This window comes from Allobosea sp. GW821-FHT12C12 (assembly GCF_058807355.1).
In genome coordinates this window covers 93,967-113,748 of record NZ_JBXAQP010000009.1, presented here as the reverse complement: position 1 = coordinate 113,748, position 19,782 = coordinate 93,967, and the positions used below count along the sequence as shown (strand labels likewise).

Genomic DNA, 19,782 nt, shown 5'->3' with positions numbered 1-19,782 from the left:
GTCAGGAACCGGGCCTTCGCCGCCATGAACGTCTTCCAGCCCCAGACGCCGACCCGCGGCTTCACGGGCCAGTCCGGCTGGCTCGGCAGGCTCGCGCCCGATATCGCCGGCAGCCTGATCACGGCCGCTAGCGACATCGCGCTGGTCGTCGACCGCGGCGGCGTGGTCCGCGACATCTCGCTGGGAACCGACGAACTGCGCCGCGAGGGGCATCAATCCTGGATCGGCCAGCGCTGGGTCGACATCGTCACGGTCGAAAGCAGGCCAAAGGTCGAGGACCTGCTGGCCAATGCCGGCAACGAAACCGCCGTGCGGTTCCGCGAGATCAACCATCCCTCCGTCAGCGGACCCGACGTCGCGGTGCGCTATTCGGCGATGCAGATCGGTGAGGACGGCACGGTCGTCGCGCTCGGGCGCGACCTGCGCAACTATTCCAATCTGCAGCAGCGTCTCGTCGAGGCGCAGCAGGCGATGGAGCGCGAATATGCCCGGCTGCGCCTGGCCGAGACGCGCTACCGCATGCTGTTCCACCTCGCCTCCGAGCCGGTGGTGATCGTCGATGCCGTCAGCCTCAAGATCGTCGAGGCCAATCCCGCCGCGCAGCGCGAACTGACGCTCGCTCATGACAGGCTCCACGCGATCGCGCTCGTGTCCTGCCTGGCGCCGGACAGCGCCGAGCCCCTGCAACAGATGCTGCGCACCGCGCAGGCGGCCGGCAGGGCGGAGGACATCGAGGTCGCGCCGGCCGAAAGCGGGCGTCGCTTCCGGGCCTCGGCCTCGGCCTTCCGGCAGGACAACGCATCCTATCTGCTTGTCCGGCTGACGCCGCTGCAGGCCGATGGCGGACGCGGGGGCGACGACCAGGTCGCCGGCCGCGTGCTCGGCGTGCTCGAGAAATTCCCCGACGGCTTCGTCGTGATCGGCCCCGATTTCAAGGTTCTGGAAGCCAACCGCGCCTTCCTCGACCTGACCCAGCAGGCGACGAAGCAGCAGGCGCTCGGCCAGCCGCTGGAGCGCTGGCTCGGGCGGCCGGGCATCGACCTGCCGCTGCTGATGGTCACCCTGACCGAGCATGGCGTCGTGCGGAATTTCACCACGATCATCCGCGGCGAATTCGGCAGCGTCGAGGAGGTCGAGCTTTCGGCGGTTCCGGCCCTGAGCGGCGAGGCGCCGTCCTATGGCTTCGTCGTCCGCAGCCTCGGCGTGCGCACGGCGCTGGAAGGCCACCGCGGCCGCTCGCTGCCGCGCTCGGTCGAGCATCTGACCGAGCTCGTCGGCCGGGTCTCGCTGAAGGATCTGGTGCGCGAGACCACGGACGTCATCGAGAAGCTCTGCATCGAGGCCGCGCTCGAGCTGAGCAAGGACAACCGCGCCTCGGCCGCGCAGATGCTCGGCCTGAGCCGGCAGAGCTTCTACGCCAAGCTGCGTCGCTACGGTCTCGGCGATCTCGACGACGACGATGCGGGTGAGCTGAACTGACGACCAGAATCGTCATCCTGACCTGACATTCTATCCGCTCCATTATGTCAATTTGAGTTGACGCTTTTCCGTCCCGCGCGTTAGCCTTCGGGCATGACGCACGTCATCGTCCCCGGCCCGATCGTCAGCCCCTCGCGCCCATCGCCGGCCGCGGCGCTCGAACTGCTGAAACCAATCACCTGGTTCGCCCCGATGTGGGCCTATGGCTGCGGCGTGGTCTCGTCGGGACAGCCGCTCTCCGCCCATGTCCCCGCGATCATCCTGGGCATCCTGCTGGCCGGCCCGCTGGTCTGCGGCACCAGCCAGGCGGCGAACGACTGGTACGACCGCCATGTCGATGCGATCAACGAGCCGAACCGGCCGATCCCGTCCGGCCGCATTCCCGGCCGGTGGGGGCTCCATATCGCCATCGCCTGGACGGCGGTCTCGCTCGCCGTCGCCGCCCTGCTCGGCGTCGCCGTCTTCGTCGCGGCCTGCGTCGGACTCGCGCTGGCCTGGGTCTACAGCGCCCCGCCGCTGCGGCTGAAGCAGAACGGCTGGTTCGGCAACGCCGCCTGCGGGCTGTGCTATGAGAGCCTGCCCTGGTTCACCGGCGCGGCCGCGCTGATCGGCGGCGTGCCGGACGGGCGGATCCTCGCGGTCGCTCTGCTCTACGGCATCGGCGCGCATGGCATCATGACGCTGAACGACTTCAAATCGGTCGAGGGCGACCGGGTGATGAAGCTGAAGTCGCTGCCCGTCCAGCTCGGCGTCGATCGCGCGGCAAAGCTCGCCTGCTGGGTGATGGCGTTGCCGCAACTCGTCGTCCTCGCGCTGCTCTGGTCCTGGAACCAGCCGATCCATGCGGGAATCGTCGCGCTTCTCCTGCTCGCACAGCTCGGACTGATGGCGAGGCTGCTGAAGGCGCCGCGCGAGCGCGCCGCCTGGTACAACGCCACCGGCACGACGCTCTATGTGCTCGGCATGCTCGCCGCCGCATTCGCCATTCGCGGCCTTCTGGTCGGGGGCGCGTGATGAAACCCGCGCTGGGCTGGCTCGGCATCGTCAGGCTCGGCCTCGTGCAGACCGCGCTCGGCGCGATCGTCGTGCTGACAACATCGACGATCAACCGGGTGATGGTGGTCGAGCTCGCCCTACCCGCGATCCTGCCGGGGCTTCTGGTCGCGCTGCACTATGCCGTGCAGGTGCTGCGGCCGCGCTGGGGCCACGGCTCGGATGTCGGCGGCCGGCTGACGCCCTGGATCCTCGGCGGCATGGCGACGCTCGCGCTCGGCGGCTTCGGGGCGGCGCTCGGCGTCGCGCTGATGGAAACCCTGTTCTGGCCGGGCGTGGCGCTGGCGGCGCTGTCCTTCCTGATGATCGGCATGGGCGTCGGCGCCAGCGGCACCTGTCTGCTCGTGCTGCTGTCGCGCCGCGTCGCCGACGAACGCCGTCCGGCGGCGGCGACCGTGGTCTGGGTGATGATGATCGCGGGCTTCATCGTCACCGCCGCGACCGCCGGCCATTTCCTCGATCCGTTCTCGACGGCGCGCCTCGTCGCGGTCACCGGCGCGGTCAGCGCGCTCGCCATGCTGGTGACGCTGCTCGCGGTCCATGGCGTCGAGGACGAGGTGAGGACCGGGGCCCGAAGCGAGGCCGCGCCGGACACCTCGTTCAGAACGGCGCTCGCCGAGGTCTGGGCCGAGCCGCAGGCCAGGCTCTTCGCGATCTTCGTCTTCGTCTCGATGATCGCCTACAGCGCGCAGGATCTGATCCTCGAGCCCTTCGCCGGCACCGTCTTCGGCTATACGCCGGGCGAGAGCACCAAGCTCGCCGGCGTGCAGAATGGCGGCGTGCTTGCCGGAATGGTGCTGGTCGCGCTGGTGACGACCTTCGCCGGCGCGAAGGCGCAATCGCTCAGGCTCTGGGCCGTCGGCGGCTGCATCGCCTCGGCCGTCGCGCTCGCCGGGCTCTCCGTCTCCGCCTTCATCGGCGCAGGCTTCCCGCTGCGGGCGATCGTGTTCGGCCTCGGCGTCGCCAACGGCGCCTATGCGGTCGCGGCGATCGGCTCGATGATGCGCCTCGTCGGCGAGGGACGCGCCGACAGGCAGGGCGTCCGGATGGGACTGTGGGGCGCGGCGCAGGGCGTCGCCTTCGGCCTCGGCGGGCTGATCGGCGCGGGCGCGACCGACCTCGCCCGACAGATCATGTCGTCCCCGGTCTCGGCTTACGCCGCCGTGTTCACGGCCGAGGCCGCGCTCTTCCTCGTCTCGGCCGGCCTGGCCGTCGCGGTCTCGCGGCAGGCCGCCATGCGGGAGCGGCAGGCCGCGCCCCGCACGCTCGACCTCAGCCCCAGACCAAGCCCAGGATGACGCCGATGAACGCCATCTCGCAGCAGGAGCCGATCTGGGACGTCGTCGTGGTCGGCGGCGGCCCGTCCGGCGCGACCGCCGCGACCGACCTCGCCAAGGCCGGCCGCAGCGTCGCCATGATCGACCGCGCGGGGCGGATCAAGCCCTGCGGCGGCGCGATCCCGCCCCGCGCGATCCGCGATTTCGCGATCCCGCCCTCGCAGATCGTGGCGCGCATCACCTCGGCGCGGATGGTTGCGCCCTCGCGCATCGGCGTCGATATGCCGATCGAGGACGGCTATGTCGGCATGGTCGACCGGGAGCATTTCGACGAGTGGCTGCGCGAGCGCGCGGCCGAGAGCGGCGTGACGAGGATCACCGGCACCTTCGAGGAGTTCAGCCGGGACGCGGACGGCACGGCGCGGCTGCACTACCGGGCGAAGGGCGAGGAGGCGCTCTCCACCTTGCGCGCCCGCATGGTGATCGGCGCCGACGGCGCGATCTCCAACCTGGCGCGGGCCGCGATGCCGGCGGCGAAGCGTCCGCCCTTCGTCTTCGCCTATCACGAGATCGTCCGCGCGCCGGCGCAAGGCGGCGCCCGGTACGATTCGAGACGTTGCGACGTGATCTATCAGGGTCGGGTCTCGCCGGACTTCTACGGCTGGGTCTTTCCGCATGGCGAGACGGCCAGCATCGGCACCGGCAGCGCCCATAAAGGTTTTTCGCTCAAGGACGCGGTGGCGCGGCTGCGCAGCGATACAGGGCTCGACAATGCCCAGACGATCCGGTGCGAAGGTGCGCCGATCCCGATGAAACCCCTGAAGAAATGGGACAATGGCCGCGATGTCATTCTGGCCGGCGATGCGGCCGGCGTGGTCGCGCCCGCCTCCGGCGAGGGCATCTACTACGCCATGCTGTGCGGCAGGCTCGCCGGCGAGGCGGTCGACCGGGCGCTGGCGACCGGCGAAGCGCGGGCGCTCGCCACGGCGCGCAAGCGCTTCATGGCCGACCACGGCCGGGTCTTCTGGATTCTGGGCCTGCTGCAATGGGTCTGGTACCGCAACGACAAGCGCCGCGAGCAGTTCGTCGCGATCTGCAAGGACCCCGACGTGCAGAAGCTGACCTGGGATTCCTACATGAACAAGGCGCTGGTGCGCGGCAAGTTCATGGCCCATGTCCGGGTCTTCTTCAACGATCTCGGCCATCTGCTCGGCGTGGCGCGGACGTGAGCGTGCTTTGAGCGGCGCGAACCGATGATCGCGCCGGCGCTCGTCCTGCATGCCGTCGATCTGGCGATCGCGGTGCTGGTCGTCGAGGCTTCGACGCTGTTCGCGACGCGTAGCCGGCACGGGCTGCCGCTTCGGGACATCGCGCTGATCGCGCTCGCCGGGCTCGGGCTGCTGGCGGCGTTACGCGCCGCGCTCTCGGGCGGCTCCGGCGCCGCCGTGCTCGCCGGGCTGACGCTGGGCGGCCTCGCCCATGCGCTCGATCTCGCCTTGCGGATGCGCCGGGGGCGCGACGACGTTCAGAAGCGGTAGGTCACGCCGGTGTGCAACACCAGCGGATCGAGCGTCACGGTCGCCCGGATCGGCGCCGGGCCGAGATTGCCGGCGGTCTTCGCCCGCAGATAGACCTTCTTCGCGTCGAAGAAGACGCCCCAGTTTTCGTTGAACATGTAGTTGAAGCCGATCTGGCCGGCGACGCCGAGCGCATTGTCGGTCTTCAGGCCGGTGACGACGCCGTCCTGGTCCCTGAAGATGACCATCAGGCTGGGGCCGACGCCGATATAGGGCTGGAAATTGCCCATGCCGGTGAAGTGATACTGAGCCGTCAGCGCGGTCGGCCCGCCCGCGACCTTGCCGAGCGTGCCGAGACCGTTGATCGAGCCCTTGGCCTCGACCTTGGCCAGCGGCGGGAAGCCGCCGGCGAAACCGAGCGCGAAATTGGGGGAGAAAAAGTAACCGGCTTCGATCGCGAAGGTCAGCGAATCGGGGATGCGGATATCGGCTCCCGGGATCGGCGTGCCGGCAGCGCGCATCTTCGCGCCTTCGGAATAGAGCAGACCGGCCAGCCCGGCATGGATGTAGAAGCGCTTGAGGTCGAATTCCGCCGGCGGCAGGGGCTCGTAGCTCTTGCGGACGCCAAGATCGGCCGCGTTCGCGCCGGCAAGGCCTGCGCAGGCGCAGAGGGAACCGAGGATGGCAGATCGAAAGCTGATCATGTCTGACCCGAAGCGTCGGAATCACAGCGATTCCCAAGCTCGAGTTTTGCGCGTTAACCTTAAAAACTGATTAATCGAAAAGGGTTAGGAGGCGAGCGCCGGACGCGGCGCTCAACCTCCGGGATATGCCGTCAGCAGCCCCGGCACCTCGTCGGCCGGAACCGGCATGCTGAAGAGTCGGCCCTGGACCTCGTTGCAGCCATTGCCGCTCAAACGATCGAGCTGGGCCTGGGTCTCGACGCCCTCGGCGGTCGTGGTGATGCCGAAGCTGGCGCCGAGCCCCGCGATCGCATCGACGATCGCCTGACTCTCCGTGCCGTTGCCGAGGTCGCGGATGAAGGACTGGTCGATCTTGATCTTGTCGAACGGAAAGCTGCGCAGATAGCCCAGGCTCGAATAGCCGGTGCCGAAATCGTCCATCGCGATCCGGACGCCGATCTGGCGCAAGGCCTTGAGCGTGTCGAGGTTCTGCGCGGATTTGTCGAGCATGACCGATTCGGTGATCTCCAGTTCGAGCCGCTGAGGCGCGAGCCCCGACGCCGCCAGCGCGCCGATCACGGCCGGCACGAGATTGCCGCGCTGGAACTGGATCGGCGAGAGGTTGACGGCGATCTTGATGCCCGCCGGCCATTTGACCGCCTCCCTGCAAGCCTCGCGCAGCGCCCATTCGCCGAGCGGCACGATCAGGCCGAGATCCTCGGCCACGGGGATGAACTCGGCCGGCGAGACATAGCCGCGCTCGGGATGGCGCCAGCGCATCAGCGCCTCGAAGCCGGTGATGGCCTGGCTCTTCACATCGACCAGCGGCTGGTAGAACAGCGCGAGCTCGCCTTCGCTGAGCGCGTTGCGCAGATCGACTTCGAGCAGGCGCCGCGCCTGCGCGCAGGCGTCCATGGCCGGGTCGAAGACGCGCCAGACGCCGCGGCCTTCGGACTTGGCGCGGTAGAGCGCCATGTCGGCGGCCTTCATCAGCTCCTCGCAACTCTGGCCGTCGACCCCGGCCAGCGCCAGGCCTATGCTCGCGCCGACATGGACCGCATGACCATCCAGCATGACCGGCGCGCTCAAGGCCTCGATGATGCGGCCGGCGAGGCGCGAGGCGGGTCCGATGTCGCCCTCTGAGCGCGTCAGCACGGCGAATTCGTCGCCGCCCAGGCGCACGACATGGTCGCCCGGCCCCGATTCCTCCCGCAGTCGCTCGGCGACCGTCTTCAGCAAAGCGTCGCCAAAACCATGCCCGAAGGCATCGTTGACGCTCTTGAAGCCGTCCAGATCGATGAACAGGACGCAAGTCCGGTCGGCGGCTCCGGCGGCGCTTTCAGACAGCGCGCCGGCGAGACATTCGCGCAGCATCAGCCGGTTGCCAAGGCCCGTCAGGATGTCGTGGCGGGCCAGATAGGCGTTGCGCGCCTCGATCTCGTGGCGCTGGACGATCTCGTGCTCGAGCTGCTGGTTTGCCGCGACGAGCCTGGCGGTGCGCTCGCTGACGCGGGCCTCGAGTTCCTCGTTGAGCAGGCGAAGGCGCTCGGCGCTGTGGCGCGCCTGCGCCTCCGCGCGCTTGCGTTCGATCTGGCTGGTGACGCGCGCCAGCGCGACATCGAATTCGACCGGCTTGGTGACGTAGTCGTTCGCGCCGAGCGCCAGCGCCGAAACGATGTCCTCGCTCTGGCTCTTGGCCGTGACCATGATCACCGGCAGGGCGCTGGCCGAATGCGTCTCGCGGATGCGGCGCAGCACCTCGGTGCCGTCCATCTCCGGCATCATCACGTCGAGCAAAATCGTGTCGAATTGCCGCGACGCGACGAACTCCAGCGCTTCCCGGCCACCCGATGCCTCGACGATCTCGAAACCGCGCCGCTGGAAACGGCGCGCCAGGATCGTCCGGTTGTCGGCGATGTCGTCGACGATCAACAGACTCGGCAGCACGGCGGCGGCAGGCGGCGGCAGGTCCGGATGGATCGAGGCGGCGGACGCGGTCTCGCCGGCGCTGCCCATGAGAGAAACCATGATTTGCCTCAGACGGCGGGAGCGAAGGAAAGAGGGGCGGCCGGCGCCTCGGCGGCCGTCTCCTCGGGAGAGAGATCGGCCAGGACGCGGACGCTGAAGCAGGAGCCGCGCCCGGGATCGCTGGTGACGCTGATGCCGCCGCCCATCAGGGCGCAGAGCTTCTGGCTGATCGCGAGACCCAGCCCGGTTCCGCCATATTTGCCGGCGGTGCCGGCCGTGGCCTGGCCGAAGTTCTGGAACAGGCGCTGGAGCTGCTCCTGCGTGATGCCGATTCCGGTGTCGCGGACCTGGATCTCGATCCAGTCGGCGGCGCCCTTGCGGTCGCGGCGCACGGTCAGCCCGATCGTGCCGCCCTCGGTGAACTTGGCCGCGTTGCTGATCAGGTTGAGCACGACCTGGCGCAGCTTGGTCGCGTCGGTCGAGACCGTGCCGAGGCTGCCGATGCAGTTCAATGTCAGCGCATTGCCCTTCTCGGCCGCCAGCCGCTGCGTCGTGGTGACGACGTCGCGGGTGAATTCCGCCAGATCGAAGCTCTCGACCTTCAGCTCGATGCTGTTGGATTCGATCTTCGACAGGTCGAGCACGTCGGCGACGAGCGCGAGCAGATGCTTGCCGGCCGCGTTGATGCGGGCCAGATCGGCGCGCTTGTTCTCGTTCTTGCCATTGGGCTCGAAGGTCTCGAGCAGGATCTCGCTGTAGCCGATCACGGCGTTGAGCGGGGTGCGCAGCTCATGGCTCATCTTGGCGAGGAAGATCGACTTGGAGCGGTTGGCCGCGTCGGCCCGCTCCTTGGTCTGGCGCAGCCGGATCGCGGTCGCGCGATGGCGCTCGGTCTCGCGCTCGATGTCCGAGCGCATCGAGATGATGTTGGCGTAGTAGATCGCCATCCACGACATGTAGATCGTCGCCGACAGGATCGAGATCCAGCCGACCGGCTCGAGCTGCGACAGCGGCACGAGCTGCGGGAAGCCGTAAAGCCCGTAGGCGAGATAGAAGCTGACGATGTTGAGCGCGAACAGCACGATCACCAGCAGCGGCTTGTCCGAGAGATAGAAGAAGCCGAGCAGCAGGCTGACGATCAGCCAGGGCAGGAACGGCGAGGAGACGCCGCCATAGTGGAACGCGCCGAACAGCGCCGTGAAGGCGAGCAGCTCGACCGAGATCAGCGCCGAAAGCTGCAGGTTGCGCGTGTATTTCAGGACGAAAGGCAGCAGCCAGAACAGCCAGGTGCAGATGATGATCGTCCAGCAGGCGAAGCCCGGCGCCGGATCCGTCAGATAGAGGAACAACGCGATCGACTGCGACAGCAGCGGCCCGAACAGATGGGTGAAGACGAAATTCCGCGCCAGGCTGAGTTCCGAACGCTCGAACTTCGACGCTTCGGGGACGAACCAGTCGATGAAGGTGATCAGCCGGTTCATTCACATGTCTCGTTCGGACGGTCTTCGACCAATCCTCGCCGGCAAAGATCATAACCGCGCTCAGGTTAAAAAACGGTCTCTCCGAATTGACCAGCACAGGTTGCAGGGAAGGGTAGATACGTTTGAATAGGATACTTGTCAGCTCGCCGGCGAAGCCGAAACTCCTCATCGATGTGCTGTGGTCTACGGTAAAGCTGCACGTCAGGCCCCAGTTTACGCCGCCTTAACGACGGCCCGTCATCATTGCATCGCGCTCCGGCCCGGCTGTCGCGCGGTGGCCGACGGCATTCCAAGATCCGGCTGCGATCGATTGCGACAGGACATCATGGCGATCTCGCTCCCCACCTCGCAGGCGGCCCTGAACGACCTCGTCGACTGGTTCATCCCGGCCGAGATCGCCGCCGACCGCGAGATGCGCAAGCAGGCGCGGATGTTCCTGATCAGCCATCTGTTCGGGCCGTTCATCGGCAACACGGTGCCGCTGGCGCTGTACATCCTCGATCCCAACCCGGGCTATGCGATCTGGGTCCTGACCGCCTGCATCACCGGCTTCTGGATCTTTCCCTTCGTGCTCCGCGCGATCGGCCACTACCACCTGCTGGCGCTGATCTCGATCCAGAACCTGATCTTCTGCATCCTGTGGAGCTGCTTCTTCTATGGCGGCGTCACCTCGCCGACGCTGCCCTGGGTTCTGACGATCCCGCTGCTGGCCTTCTTCTATATCGGCGCCGAGCCGCGGCTGCGCCTGATCGTGCTCCTGATGTTCGCGCTGAACTTCGCCGTGTTCTGGGCATTCTCGCTCAGCGGCTTCGCGCAGGCGCCGGCCATGGACTTCGCCGCGCTGCAGGGGCTGGGGCTGGTCTCGACGGCGGCGGCATCGCTCTACGTCACGATGATGGCGCTGTTCTACGCCAAGGTCCTCGCCTCGCAGGGCGAACTCGAAGGCGAGATGCGCGGCCATCTCGCGACCGCCGCCGAATTGCGCCGCGCCACCGAGGAGGCCGAGCGCGCCAGCGCGGCCAAGGTCGATTTCCTAGCCAAGATGAGCCATGAACTGCGCACGCCGCTCAACGCCGTGATCGGCTACAGCCAGCTCCTGATCGAGGACGCGGCCGACGAGAACGACGCCGAGACCGCCGCCGACCTCGAACGCATCCACAGCGCCGGACAGCATCTGCTCAGGCTGGTCAACGAGATTCTCGATCTCTCGAAGATCGAGGCCGGGAAGATGGAGCTGGATTCCGAGACGCTCGACGTCGCGCGCCTGCTCGAGCAGGTGGTCGAGCATCACCGCGCCGCGGCGGAACGCGGCGGCAACAGCCTCACGACGCGCTTCGAGCCGAATCTCGGCAGCATCGTCTGCGACGGCGCCAAGCTGCGCCAGGCCCTGTCCCAGCTGCTCGACAACGCGACGAAGTTCACCCATGGCGGCGAAATCAGGCTGATCGCCTCCCGGATCGGACCAGCGCAGTCGCAACGGCTGAGCCTGCGCGTGGAGGATACGGGAATCGGCATCGCGCCCGGCCAGATCGCGAACCTGTTCGAGCAGTTCACCGTCGGCGACGATTCGAGCGCCAGCAAATATGGCGGCACGGGCCTCGGCCTGGCGCTGAGCCGCAAGCTCTGCCGGCTGATGCACGGCGACATCCTGGTCGAGAGCCGGGAAGGCGTCGGCAGCGCCTTCACCGTCATCGTTCCGGTTTCGCCGGATATCGGCGACCGACCCTTGGCCGCACCCGACATGCCGGAAACGCCGGTCGTCCCGATGGATCGCCTCGGCGCGCGCGTCGCCGCCGTCCTTCACCGCAAGACCCTCAAAACGGCAAATACGGTTGGCACGCATGCCTAAGATCCTGCTCGTCGAAGACAATGAAATGAACCGCGACATGCTGACGAGGCGGCTTCAGCGTCAGGGCTTCACCGTCACCTGTGCGTCCGACGGCCCGACCGGCGTCGCCATGGCCGCGCGGGAGAATCCGGACCTGATCCTGATGGACGTCGCGCTCGGCGACATGGACGGCTGGGAAGCGACGACCCTGATCAAGGCCTCTGCCCGCACGGCCCCGATCCCGGTCATCGCGCTCACCGCCCATGCGCTGTCGAGCGACCGGGCCAAGAGCGTCGAGGTCGGCTGCGCCGATTTCGACACCAAGCCGATCGACCTGCCGCGCCTGCTCGGCAAGATCAACGCCTGCCTCGGCGTCCGGGCGGCCTGAGGCGGCGCCGGCCGTCAGCCCTCCCGGCGCGCCAGCTCGAGCACCGTTTCGAGCAGCACGCGGATCGCGAGCCCGGCATCCGCCTCGGTCATGTTCTCCAGCGGCGAGTGGCTGATGCCCTTCTCGTTGCGGACGAACAGCATGGCGGCGGGGCAGAGCCGCGCCATGATCATCGCGTCGTGACCCGCGCCCGAGGGCAGGCGACGCGCACTGAGATTGGAGCCGGTGCGGGCGATTCCGGCGGCGAACGCGTCCTGCAGCGCATCGGTCATCGGCGTCGCCTGGTCGTGCGAATAGGGCGTGATCGTCAGCCCGACGCCGCGCCGCGCCGCGATCGCGGCGAATTTTTCGCCGATCGCCTTGTCCATGCTCGCGACCGTCTCGTTTCGCGGCGCACGGAAATCGATCGTGAACTCGACCGCGCCGGGAACGACATTGGTCGCGCCGGGGTCGGGCCTGAAGACGCCGACCGTGCCGACCGCATCGTCATGGGCGCTGGCGATCGCCTCCAGCGCCAGCGCCATTTCGGCGCCCGCGGCGAGCGCGTCCCTGCGCAGCCGCATCGGCACCGTGCCGGCATGACCGGCCTCGCCCGCGATCCTCACCCGCGCCCGCTTCTGCGCGTTGATCGCGGTGACGATGCCGACCGGCTCGCCACGCGCCTCCAGCACCGGGCCCTGCTCGATATGGATCTCGAGATAGGCCTTGATCGAGCCGGGTTTCCGCGCGAGCGCCGGGATGCCGTCCGGATCGCCTCCGAAGCCGATCAACGCGTCGCGCAGCACGACGCCGTCGGCGTCGCGAGCGGAGAACCAGCCCTCGTCATAACGCCCGACCAGCGCGGCCGAGGTCGAGAACGAGGTCGGGAAACGCACGGTCTCCTCGTCGCCGAAGGCGACCACCTCCAGCGCGAAGGGCAGAGCGATACCGGCGTCGCGCAGCGCCTGCGCGACGAGGATGCCCGCGACCACGCCGAGATTGCCGTCGAAGCGGCCGCCATCCTTCACGGTGTCGATATGCGAGCCGATCATCACGCAAGGCCCGCCCGGAACCGGCCCCTCGCGCCGCCCCTGCACCGAGCCCGCCGCGTCGATATGCGCGGCGAGCCCCGCCACTTCCATCGCGCCGAGCGTCCACTCGGCCGCCTGCCGGTGGGCGGGCGAGAGATAGAGCCTGGTCAGCTTGCCGGGCTCGTCGGTGAAGCGGTTGAGGCCATCGAGCGCGGCGAAGGCGCGCGCGCCGAGAACGGCGGCGGAGGGAAGCGTCTGGGTCATGAGCCTGAGACTAATAAGTCGCGCGGCCGCCCGAAAGGTCGAAAACGCCGCCGGTGGTGAAGCTGTTCTCGGCCGAGGCGAGGAAGGCGACCATCGACGCGACCTCGTCCGGAAGCAGGAAGCGCCCGCGCGGAATCTTCGCCAGCATGTAGCCGATATGCTCCTCGCTCATCTGGTCGAAGATTCGGGTGCGGGCGGCCGCCGGGGTGATGCAGTTCACGGCGATGTCCTGCGCGGCGAGCTCCTTGCCGAGCGACTTGGTCAGCGCGATCACCGCCGCTTTCGACGCCGAATAGGCCGAGGCGTTGGGATTGCCCTCCTTGCCGGCGATCGAGGCGACCAGCACGAGCCGCCCGTAATTGCGCTTCAGCATGCCCGGGATCACCGCCTGGCAGCAATGCAGCGTGCCGTCGACGTTGAGCCGCATCACACTGGCCCAGTCCTGCGCCGGATATTCCCAGGTCTTGTGGTTGGGGCCGGCGATGCCGGCGCTGGTGACGAGGATGTCGACGCTGCCGAGGCGGACCTCCAGCGCATCGGCCGCCTTCTTCACGGCCGGGGCGTCGGTGACGTCGATCGCGATGCCCCGCGCATCCGGACCGATCTCGGCCGCCGCCTCGGTCGCGAGCCTGCCGTCGAGATCCCAGATCTCGACCTTGGCCCCGCTCGCCGCGAAGCGCGCCGCGACGGCCCGGCCGATGCCCTGCGCCCCGCCGGTGACGATGGCGACGCGGCCGTTCAGATCGATCCGGTTCATGGCGAGGCCCGCTTCGAGACGACGAGGCGCGACCCTAGATCACGCCTCGCGGCCTGCAAAGCACGAGCCGCGCTCACACAGCGTTCCGATAGGAGCGCGCGCTCACGACGGTGCGGGCGAGGATGGCGAGATCGAGCCAGAACGACCAGTTGTCGATGTACCAGTGATCGCAGGCGATGCGCCGCGCCATCTTGTCCTCGGTGTCGGTCTCGCCGCGCAGGCCATTGACCTGGGCCCAGCCGGTGATGCCGGGCTTGACGTTGTGGCGCCTTGCGTAGCGCGCGATCTTGCGCTGGAACTCGTGATCATGGGCGAGTGCGTGCGGGCGCGGCCCGACCAGCGACATCTGCCCGGCGATCACATTGAGCAATTGCGGCAGCTCGTCGAGATTATAGCGCCGCAGGATGCGGCCGATCCGGGTGATGCGCGGGTCGTCGCGCGTCGCCTGCCGGATCACGTCGCCATCGTCGGTCGTCGACATGGTGCGGAACTTGAAGATGCGGAAGGCCTTCCGGTTGAAGCCGTAGCGGCGCTGCAGGAACAGCACGGGGCCCTTCGAATCGAGCCGGATCAGCGCCGCGATCGCAAGCAGCAACGGCATCGCCATGACGAGGATGGCGCTCGCCGCGACGATGTCGAAGACGCGCTTGGCCGCGATCTCGAGCGAGGACAGGGCCGGCCGCGTCAGGCGCAGGCTGGCGAGCGAGCCGATCCGGACGATGTGCGGATTGTCGAAGCGGTCCATGATTCGCTCCGGCGTCAGATGGATCGCGACGGGCAGGTTCATGAAGGCGTCGACGCAGGCGTCGATCGTGTCCTGGTCGGCCCAGGGCATGGCGATGAAGACGGCGTCCGGCTGCATCTGCCGGCAGCGGGCGACGGCCGTGGCGAGATCGGCGGCGAGCGCGGCGGCCGGATCGTTGATGCGGCGGCTCTGGGCATCGCGCAGGAAGGCGACGTCGATGATGACGAAGCCGATGTTCCACGGCTGATGGCGCGAGACGAACGACATCACGTCCTGCTCGCGTCCGATGAGAAAGACGCGCTCGGAGGTGATCAGCCCGGTCTTGCTGGCCATCGAGATGGTGCGCACGATGCCCGAGCGCGCCAGCGAGATCAGCGGGATGCCGGCGAGATAGGTCGCGATCACGACCGCGCGCGAATAATGGTCGACGATCTTGGCCATGAACCCGATCGCGATGAAGGCGACCATGGTGATGTTCCAGACCGTGAAGGCCGAGGCGATCTGGCCCTTGGTGGAGAGATAGTTGGCGATCTGGTAGCGGCCGCGCAGCAGGTTGGTGAAGACGAAGATCGCCGCGATCATGCCAGCCAGCTCGAAGGTGACCTGAGGGTTCCCGAGATGGCCGTAGGCCTGCAGGTGATAAGCGACCGAGGCGAGCGCGACGATGCCGAAGACCACGCCCGCGTCGGTCAGGGCCGTAGCCAAGCCGACCCAGTGACGCCAGGAATTGGCGCGCTCCTCGGCCGCGGTCGCGGCGGCGTAGTTCAGATCGTTGACGCTCATCATGCCCGGCATCCCAGCGCAGCGGCGATCCGGAACGGGACAGATGTCCGATCGCGAATGCCTTCCGCCGGAGCAGCCGCAAGCGGCGTGCCTCATGTCCTTGCGTCAAAACGAAGCTAGGAAGCCTGGTTTTCAGTTGATCTGAAGGTTTGCACGGGTCTGTCGCACGGTTCGGCCCGCTCCCTGCGCCAAACCGGCACATCGCCGGGACAATGAGCCCGGCCAGGCGATATCCACTTTCGCGAAGACCGCATTCACCCTCCGGCGGGCTTCGGCTTGACCCGGCGCGCGGTTGCGCCATGACATGGTCGTCGCGACGTCCGGACAGATCCATCGTGCCCGCCAGCCTGACCCTTGCCCCTTCGGCCGCCGCGTCCGCGCCGGCGCCAATGAGCGTTGCGACGCGCGATATCGGCGGCGTCGCGATCGCCGTGCTCGATCGCGAGGCGGCGCTGGCTCTGGTCGGCGACGCGACGAGCGCCGGGCGCCATCTCAAGCTCGCCTTCTGCAACGCCCATCTGGTCAACCTCGCCGCGCATGACGAAGTCTTGCGCCGCCAGCTCGCCGACTTCCTTGTTCTGGCCGACGGGATCGGCGTCGATATCGGCGCGCGGCTGCTGCATGGCGCGCCCTTCCCGGCCAATCTCAACGGCACGGATTTCACGCCGGCGCTGCTGGCGGCGCAGACGCATTCGCTGCGCGTCGCCCTGTTCGGCGGCAAGTCTGGCGTCGCCGAGAAGGCCGCCGCCAGGCTCGCTCAGGATTTTCCGCGGCATCGCTTCGACGTCGCGGGTCACGGTTTCGTCGGCGAGGCCGAGAAAGCCGCCATGCTGGAGAGGCTGGCGGCCGACCCGCCCGACCTGCTGCTGGTCGCGCTCGGAAATCCGCTGCAGGAAAATTTCATCGCCGGGCGGATCGACGCCCGTCATGCCCATGTCGCGGCGGGGATCGGGGCGCTGTTCGATTTCCTGGCCGGGGAGGTCGCGCGCGCGCCCGAGACCGTCCGGGCGCTGCGGCTGGAATGGGCCTGGCGGCTCTGGCTCGAACCCGCCCGGCTCTGGCGGCGCTATGTGCTCGGCAACCCGGTCTTCCTGCTGCGCATGCTGCGCCTGAAGTTTTTCGCGCGGCGGCCCGCGCCATGAGCCCGGGCCGGAGCGATCCGAGTTACTGCATCGCGACGCCGAGCTATTCCGGCGACATCGAGCGCTGCCGGCTGCTCTGCGCCAGCATCGACCGCTTCGTCAGCGGCCATGCCATGCATTACATCCTCGTCGAGGATGGCGATCTGGCCTTGTTCAAGCCGCTGGAAGGCCCGCGCCGGACGGTGCTGCCGGAAGCGGCGCTGCTGCCGCCCTGGCTCAAGGCGCGGCCCGACCCGGTCAGCCTCGGCCGACGCCGGGTCTGGACCGGGCTTGGGGCGCTCCGCCGCGGCGTGCCGCCCTTGCGCGGCTGGCATGCGCAGCAGCTGCGCAAACTCGCCTTGCCGGCGGTGAGCGGCGAGGACGTCGTGCTCTTCGCCGATTCCGACATGCTGTTCCTGCGGGCGTTCTCGCTGGAAAGCCTGACGACGGAGGGAGCGGTCAGGCTCTATGCAAAGCCCGACGGCATCACGGCCGGCATGACCGAGCATCTCTCCTGGTGCGATATGGCGGCCGAACTGCTCGGCCTGCCCGCGCCCGCGATGCCGAGCCCGGACTACATCAACAATCTGGTGAGCTGGCGGCGCGACAACGTGCTCGCCCTGCACCGCCACATCGAGGCGACCAGCGGACGCGACTGGGTCGCCGCGATCGCCCGCCAGCGCCAGTTCTCGGAATACATGATCTACGGCTATTTCGTCGAACGCGTGCTCGGCCTTGCCGCGTCGGGCCATGTCGCCGACAGCCACGAGCTCTGCAAGGTCTATTGGGGAGGCGATGCCGGCGGCATCGCGTCGCTGCGCTCCTTCGAGGAGGTGTTGGAACGCGGCCAGGTCGCGGTCGGTGTGCAATCCTTCATCGGCCAGCCGATCGCGCGGCTGAAGGCGCTGTTCGAGGCCCAGTAGCGCATCAGCGCCCGGCCTGTCGGAGCAGCCGGTAGGTCACCGCCGCCGAGAACAGATAGACCAGCCCGAACACGCCGTTGAGCCAGATCGCCCAGGCGTCGCCAGGCGCAAATTGCAGCATCACCCATGAGATGAGCGCGGCCTTGAGCCCCGTGATCGCGCAGAGCAGCGCGATGCGCGAGCCGGTGCGCTCGCGGGCGTAGAGCAGCTCGGCGTGGTATTCGACGAGGTTGCGGAAAGCAGGCACCGCGAGCATCGGCAGGAAGAGATGGGCGGCTTCCGAGACGTTGCGGCCGAGCAGCCCGGGAAAGGGTTTCAGCATCAGGATGACGGCAGCGAGGCCGCCGATCGAGATCAGCGCGATGCCGGCCTCGACGACGGCGCGCCGGCTGAGACCTCCCACAAGGCCGCGCTCCTTCATGATCTTCTGCACCATCATCTGGCTGAAGCTGCGCACCGGCATGGCGGTGAGATCGATGACGCGCATCGCGATGGCGTAAAGGCCCGCCGTCCGCTCCCCCGCGAGCGCCAGCACCAGGAGCTTGTCGAACTCGGCCTGGATGTAGAAGACGATGTCGGCGGCGGCGGCGAAGACGGCGTCCGGCATGCGGCGGGGATAGATTCGCTTGTCGAAGCGCCAGCGCAGCGCCGGCATGAAGACGACGAGGGCGATCAGCGCCGTCGCCAGCGTCGCGCCGAGATAGGCGAAGGCCCAGATCGTCAGGCTGGCCTGGCCGAACAGATGGAAGCCGATGGCCGCGAACGTGCGCAGCGACGAGCCGAGGATGACGAGGAGCGCCGCCTGCCGGAAGCGCCTGAGCCCGTTGTTGACGATGGCGACGACCTCGACGAGACGCCAGCCCAGCACCTCCGCCGTCACGATCAGCGCGAACGGCAAAAGCGCGAGCCTCCCCGAGAACAGCGCGGCATGGACCGCCGCCGCCGCGACGACGATCACCGGGATCGAGACGGCGGCGAGGGCGGCGAAACCTGCCGCATAGGCTCCAAGCAGACGCGGCTTGACCGTGGCGATGCGATAGACCGGCGAGACGAAGCCGAAGGCGAGCAGGCGCGACAGGATCAGCCCGGTGGCGGAAGCGGTCGCGAACAGACCGAATTCTCCGAGGGTCAACGTATTCGCAACGATGAGGAAGTAGACAAGTGAGATGACGAGCCGGCCGGCCGAGCCGCTCAGGATCGTGAGGTAGGCGGAAATGGCGGCGCGATCAGGCGACATGGGGTCCGTTCGGACGGCTTCTTCTGGCCCGGACCCTGCCTGAGCGGGTCCGTCGAAGGCATTCTGTTTAGCCCGGAAGGCGTTGATCGACCCTAAACGAAACAGGTTTCGGCGCTTTCCGAAACATATTGGCCTGGAACGACACATGAATGCGATGACGCGCAGAAAGGCTTTGATCTCGGGCGCGGCCACTTTGGCCGCCTCGGGTATCGGCGCGCGTCCCGCCACGGCCAGCCCCGCGCCGATACCGATCGGCTCGGCCGCCCAGATCGAGATCTTCCGCAGCGACCCGCGCTATCGCGACGCGCTGCGCCGCCATTGCGATGTGATCGTGCCGATGAACGACCTGAAATGGGAGGCGTTGCGCCAGGATCGCGCGCGCTTCGACTTTTCCGGCGCGGACGAACTCGTCGCCTTCGCGCAGACCAATCGCCAGGCCCTGCGTGGCCACACCCTGCTCTGGGGCGAGGCTTTGCCGGCCTGGGCCAGGACGATGACGACGAAGGCCGAGGCCGAGCGCGAACTCGTGCGCCACATCGAGACCGTGGTCGACCGCTACAAGGGCAGGATCGCGACCTGGGACGTGGTCAACGAGGTCATCCGCTTCGACCCGACGCCGGGCGAGCCCTATCGCGATACGATCTGGCAGCGCCTGCTCGGCCCCGAGCATATCGAGATCGCCTTCCGCGCGGCCGCCCGCACCGATCCCTCGGCGCGGCTGGTGCTGAACGACTTCAATTTCGAGGAGCCGCTGCCGGGCGTGGCGCTGCGCCGCAAGATCGCGCTCGATATCTGCCGCAGGCTGAAGGACAAGGGCATTCCGATCCACGGCATCGGCATGCAGGCGCATCTCTATGGCGAGAACCCGATCGACACGAACGGCCTGCAGCAGTTCATGTACGAGATCGGCCGACTCGGCCTCGATGTCGAGATCACCGAACTCGACGTGATCGACTGGAAGCTGCCGGCCGACATGCAGACGCGCGACCGCGCCGCGGCCAGTCTGGTCTCGACCTATCTCAACACCATCGTCTCGGTGCGCCGGCCCAAGGCGATCGTGACCTGGGGGCTGAGCGACCGCTATTCCTGGATTCACGAGACCTTTCCGCGCAAGGACGGCGCCAGCGCCCGCCCGCTGCCGCTCGACGCCGAGTTCCGCCCGAAACCGATGATGAAGGTGCTCGACCGCTACCGGCGCGGCGCAAGCTGATGACCGGTTCCCGACGATGGACGAAGCCAGCGCGGCGGCGACATTCGCCGTCCGCGAC

The 19,782-nt window shown here is 68.0% G+C and carries 17 protein-coding genes; 10 read left to right on the top strand and 7 right to left on the bottom strand.

What is annotated here, in order from left to right:
• The first annotated feature begins 24 nt into the window (after positions 1 to 24).
• The 5 genes from ppsR to AC1RRW_RS14460 all read left to right on the top strand — a co-directional run bounded on the left by ppsR (position 25) and on the right by AC1RRW_RS14460 (position 5,347).
• Complete coding sequence (gene ppsR, locus AC1RRW_RS14480) at positions 25 to 1,479, top strand: transcriptional regulator PpsR (RefSeq protein ID WP_492901473.1); 1,455 nt, start codon at positions 25 to 27, stop codon at positions 1,477 to 1,479.
• 93 nt (positions 1,480 to 1,572) lie between these two features.
• Positions 1,573 to 2,493: a chlorophyll synthase ChlG gene (chlG, locus tag AC1RRW_RS14475; RefSeq protein WP_492901472.1), complete on the top strand. Its 921-nt coding sequence runs from the start codon at positions 1,573 to 1,575 to the stop codon at positions 2,491 to 2,493.
• A complete protein-coding gene (locus tag AC1RRW_RS14470) occupies positions 2,493 to 3,830 on the top strand; it encodes a BCD family MFS transporter (protein ID WP_492901471.1) in 1,338 nt (445 codons plus the stop codon). Before chlG ends, AC1RRW_RS14470 begins: the two co-directional genes overlap by 1 nt.
• Before the next feature lie 5 nt (positions 3,831 to 3,835).
• Positions 3,836 to 5,038 (top strand): geranylgeranyl diphosphate reductase, encoded by a 1,203-nt coding sequence (locus tag AC1RRW_RS14465; protein WP_492901470.1) that lies wholly within the window; start codon positions 3,836 to 3,838, stop codon positions 5,036 to 5,038.
• Between the two features lie 24 nt (positions 5,039 to 5,062).
• On the top strand, positions 5,063 to 5,347 hold the full coding sequence (locus AC1RRW_RS14460; protein WP_492901469.1) for a hypothetical protein: 285 nt from the start codon (positions 5,063 to 5,065) through the stop codon (positions 5,345 to 5,347).
• Here the strand turns inward: AC1RRW_RS14460 and AC1RRW_RS14455 are convergent.
• The 3 genes from AC1RRW_RS14455 to AC1RRW_RS14445 form a co-directional block, all read right to left on the bottom strand.
• A complete protein-coding gene (locus AC1RRW_RS14455; RefSeq protein WP_492901468.1) occupies positions 5,335 to 6,030 on the bottom strand; it encodes an OmpW/AlkL family protein in 696 nt (231 codons plus the stop codon). The two genes, AC1RRW_RS14460 and AC1RRW_RS14455, sit on opposite strands and share 13 nt — an antisense overlap.
• A gap of 111 nt (positions 6,031 to 6,141) precedes the next feature.
• Entirely contained in the window at positions 6,142 to 8,037 is a 1,896-nt protein-coding gene (locus tag AC1RRW_RS14450) for a putative bifunctional diguanylate cyclase/phosphodiesterase (protein ID WP_492901467.1), read from the bottom strand.
• Positions 8,038 to 8,045: 8 nt separating this feature from the next.
• On the bottom strand, positions 8,046 to 9,458 hold the full coding sequence (locus tag AC1RRW_RS14445) for a sensor histidine kinase (protein ID WP_492901466.1): 1,413 nt from the start codon (positions 9,456 to 9,458) through the stop codon (positions 8,046 to 8,048).
• Between the two features lie 325 nt (positions 9,459 to 9,783).
• On the opposite strand from AC1RRW_RS14445, the gene AC1RRW_RS14440 reads away from it, so the two are divergent.
• Complete coding sequence (locus tag AC1RRW_RS14440; protein ID WP_492901465.1) at positions 9,784 to 11,307, top strand: sensor histidine kinase; 1,524 nt, start codon at positions 9,784 to 9,786, stop codon at positions 11,305 to 11,307.
• Positions 11,300 to 11,674: a response regulator gene (locus AC1RRW_RS14435; RefSeq protein WP_492901464.1), complete on the top strand. Its 375-nt coding sequence runs from the start codon at positions 11,300 to 11,302 to the stop codon at positions 11,672 to 11,674. The genes AC1RRW_RS14440 and AC1RRW_RS14435 overlap by 8 nt, the downstream gene beginning before the upstream one ends.
• A 14-nt stretch (positions 11,675 to 11,688) precedes the next feature.
• Here AC1RRW_RS14435 and AC1RRW_RS14430 read toward each other — a convergent pair whose 3' ends face one another.
• The 3 genes from AC1RRW_RS14430 to AC1RRW_RS14420 form a co-directional block, all read right to left on the bottom strand.
• Positions 11,689 to 12,948 (bottom strand): allantoate amidohydrolase, encoded by a 1,260-nt coding sequence (locus AC1RRW_RS14430; RefSeq protein WP_492901463.1) that lies wholly within the window; start codon positions 12,946 to 12,948, stop codon positions 11,689 to 11,691.
• A 10-nt stretch (positions 12,949 to 12,958) separates the two neighbouring features.
• Positions 12,959 to 13,705 (bottom strand): SDR family NAD(P)-dependent oxidoreductase, encoded by a 747-nt coding sequence (locus AC1RRW_RS14425; RefSeq protein WP_492901462.1) that lies wholly within the window; start codon positions 13,703 to 13,705, stop codon positions 12,959 to 12,961.
• Between the two features lie 73 nt (positions 13,706 to 13,778).
• Positions 13,779 to 15,236: an undecaprenyl-phosphate glucose phosphotransferase gene (locus tag AC1RRW_RS14420; RefSeq protein WP_492901461.1), complete on the bottom strand. Its 1,458-nt coding sequence runs from the start codon at positions 15,234 to 15,236 to the stop codon at positions 13,779 to 13,781.
• 386 nt (positions 15,237 to 15,622) lie between these two features.
• On the opposite strand from AC1RRW_RS14420, the gene AC1RRW_RS14415 reads away from it, so the two are divergent.
• Positions 15,623 to 16,375: a WecB/TagA/CpsF family glycosyltransferase gene (locus AC1RRW_RS14415; RefSeq protein WP_492901460.1), complete on the top strand. Its 753-nt coding sequence runs from the start codon at positions 15,623 to 15,625 to the stop codon at positions 16,373 to 16,375.
• Positions 16,372 to 17,277 (top strand): DUF6492 family protein, encoded by a 906-nt coding sequence (locus AC1RRW_RS14410; protein WP_492901459.1) that lies wholly within the window; start codon positions 16,372 to 16,374, stop codon positions 17,275 to 17,277. The genes AC1RRW_RS14415 and AC1RRW_RS14410 overlap by 4 nt, the downstream gene beginning before the upstream one ends.
• A gap of 4 nt (positions 17,278 to 17,281) precedes the next feature.
• On the opposite strand, the gene AC1RRW_RS14405 is transcribed toward AC1RRW_RS14410, so the two are convergent.
• The gene (locus AC1RRW_RS14405) at positions 17,282 to 18,514 is read right to left on the bottom strand and encodes a lipopolysaccharide biosynthesis protein (protein ID WP_492901458.1); all 1,233 of its coding nucleotides are present in this window, start codon (positions 18,512 to 18,514) and stop codon (positions 17,282 to 17,284) included.
• Positions 18,515 to 18,668: 154 nt separating this feature from the next.
• Here AC1RRW_RS14405 and AC1RRW_RS14400 point away from each other — a divergent pair, with 154 nt between their 5' ends.
• Positions 18,669 to 19,724, top strand: a complete 1,056-nt coding sequence (locus tag AC1RRW_RS14400; protein ID WP_492901457.1) for an endo-1,4-beta-xylanase — start codon at positions 18,669 to 18,671, stop codon at positions 19,722 to 19,724.
• Positions 19,725 to 19,782 lie beyond the last annotated feature (58 nt).

Bases quoted from the DNA above. Each gene is read 5' to 3' on its own strand.
- AC1RRW_RS14435 (WP_492901464.1), top strand. From the start codon at position 11,300: ATGCCTAAGATCCTGCTCGTCGAAGACAATGAAATGAACCGCGACATG.
- AC1RRW_RS14400 (WP_492901457.1), top strand. From the start codon at position 18,669: ATGACGCGCAGAAAGGCTTTGATCTCGGGCGCGGCCACTTTGGCCGCC.
- AC1RRW_RS14430 (WP_492901463.1), bottom strand. From the start codon at position 12,948: ATGACCCAGACGCTTCCCTCCGCCGCCGTTCTCGGCGCGCGCGCCTTC.
- AC1RRW_RS14445 (WP_492901466.1), bottom strand. From the start codon at position 9,458: ATGAACCGGCTGATCACCTTCATCGACTGGTTCGTCCCCGAAGCGTCG.
- AC1RRW_RS14460 (WP_492901469.1), top strand. From the start codon at position 5,063: ATGATCGCGCCGGCGCTCGTCCTGCATGCCGTCGATCTGGCGATCGCG.
- chlG (WP_492901472.1), top strand. From the start codon at position 1,573: ATGACGCACGTCATCGTCCCCGGCCCGATCGTCAGCCCCTCGCGCCCA.
- AC1RRW_RS14420 (WP_492901461.1), bottom strand. From the start codon at position 15,236: ATGATGAGCGTCAACGATCTGAACTACGCCGCCGCGACCGCGGCCGAG.
- AC1RRW_RS14415 (WP_492901460.1), top strand. From the start codon at position 15,623: ATGAGCGTTGCGACGCGCGATATCGGCGGCGTCGCGATCGCCGTGCTC.
- AC1RRW_RS14470 (WP_492901471.1), top strand. From the start codon at position 2,493: ATGAAACCCGCGCTGGGCTGGCTCGGCATCGTCAGGCTCGGCCTCGTG.
- AC1RRW_RS14440 (WP_492901465.1), top strand. From the start codon at position 9,784: ATGGCGATCTCGCTCCCCACCTCGCAGGCGGCCCTGAACGACCTCGTC.
- AC1RRW_RS14425 (WP_492901462.1), bottom strand. From the start codon at position 13,705: ATGAACCGGATCGATCTGAACGGCCGCGTCGCCATCGTCACCGGCGGG.
- AC1RRW_RS14410 (WP_492901459.1), top strand. From the start codon at position 16,372: ATGAGCCCGGGCCGGAGCGATCCGAGTTACTGCATCGCGACGCCGAGC.
- ppsR (WP_492901473.1), top strand. From the start codon at position 25: ATGAACGTCTTCCAGCCCCAGACGCCGACCCGCGGCTTCACGGGCCAG.
- AC1RRW_RS14465 (WP_492901470.1), top strand. From the start codon at position 3,836: ATGAACGCCATCTCGCAGCAGGAGCCGATCTGGGACGTCGTCGTGGTC.
- AC1RRW_RS14405 (WP_492901458.1), bottom strand. From the start codon at position 18,514: ATGTCGCCTGATCGCGCCGCCATTTCCGCCTACCTCACGATCCTGAGC.
- AC1RRW_RS14455 (WP_492901468.1), bottom strand. From the start codon at position 6,030: ATGATCAGCTTTCGATCTGCCATCCTCGGTTCCCTCTGCGCCTGCGCA.
- AC1RRW_RS14450 (WP_492901467.1), bottom strand. From the start codon at position 8,037: ATGGTTTCTCTCATGGGCAGCGCCGGCGAGACCGCGTCCGCCGCCTCG.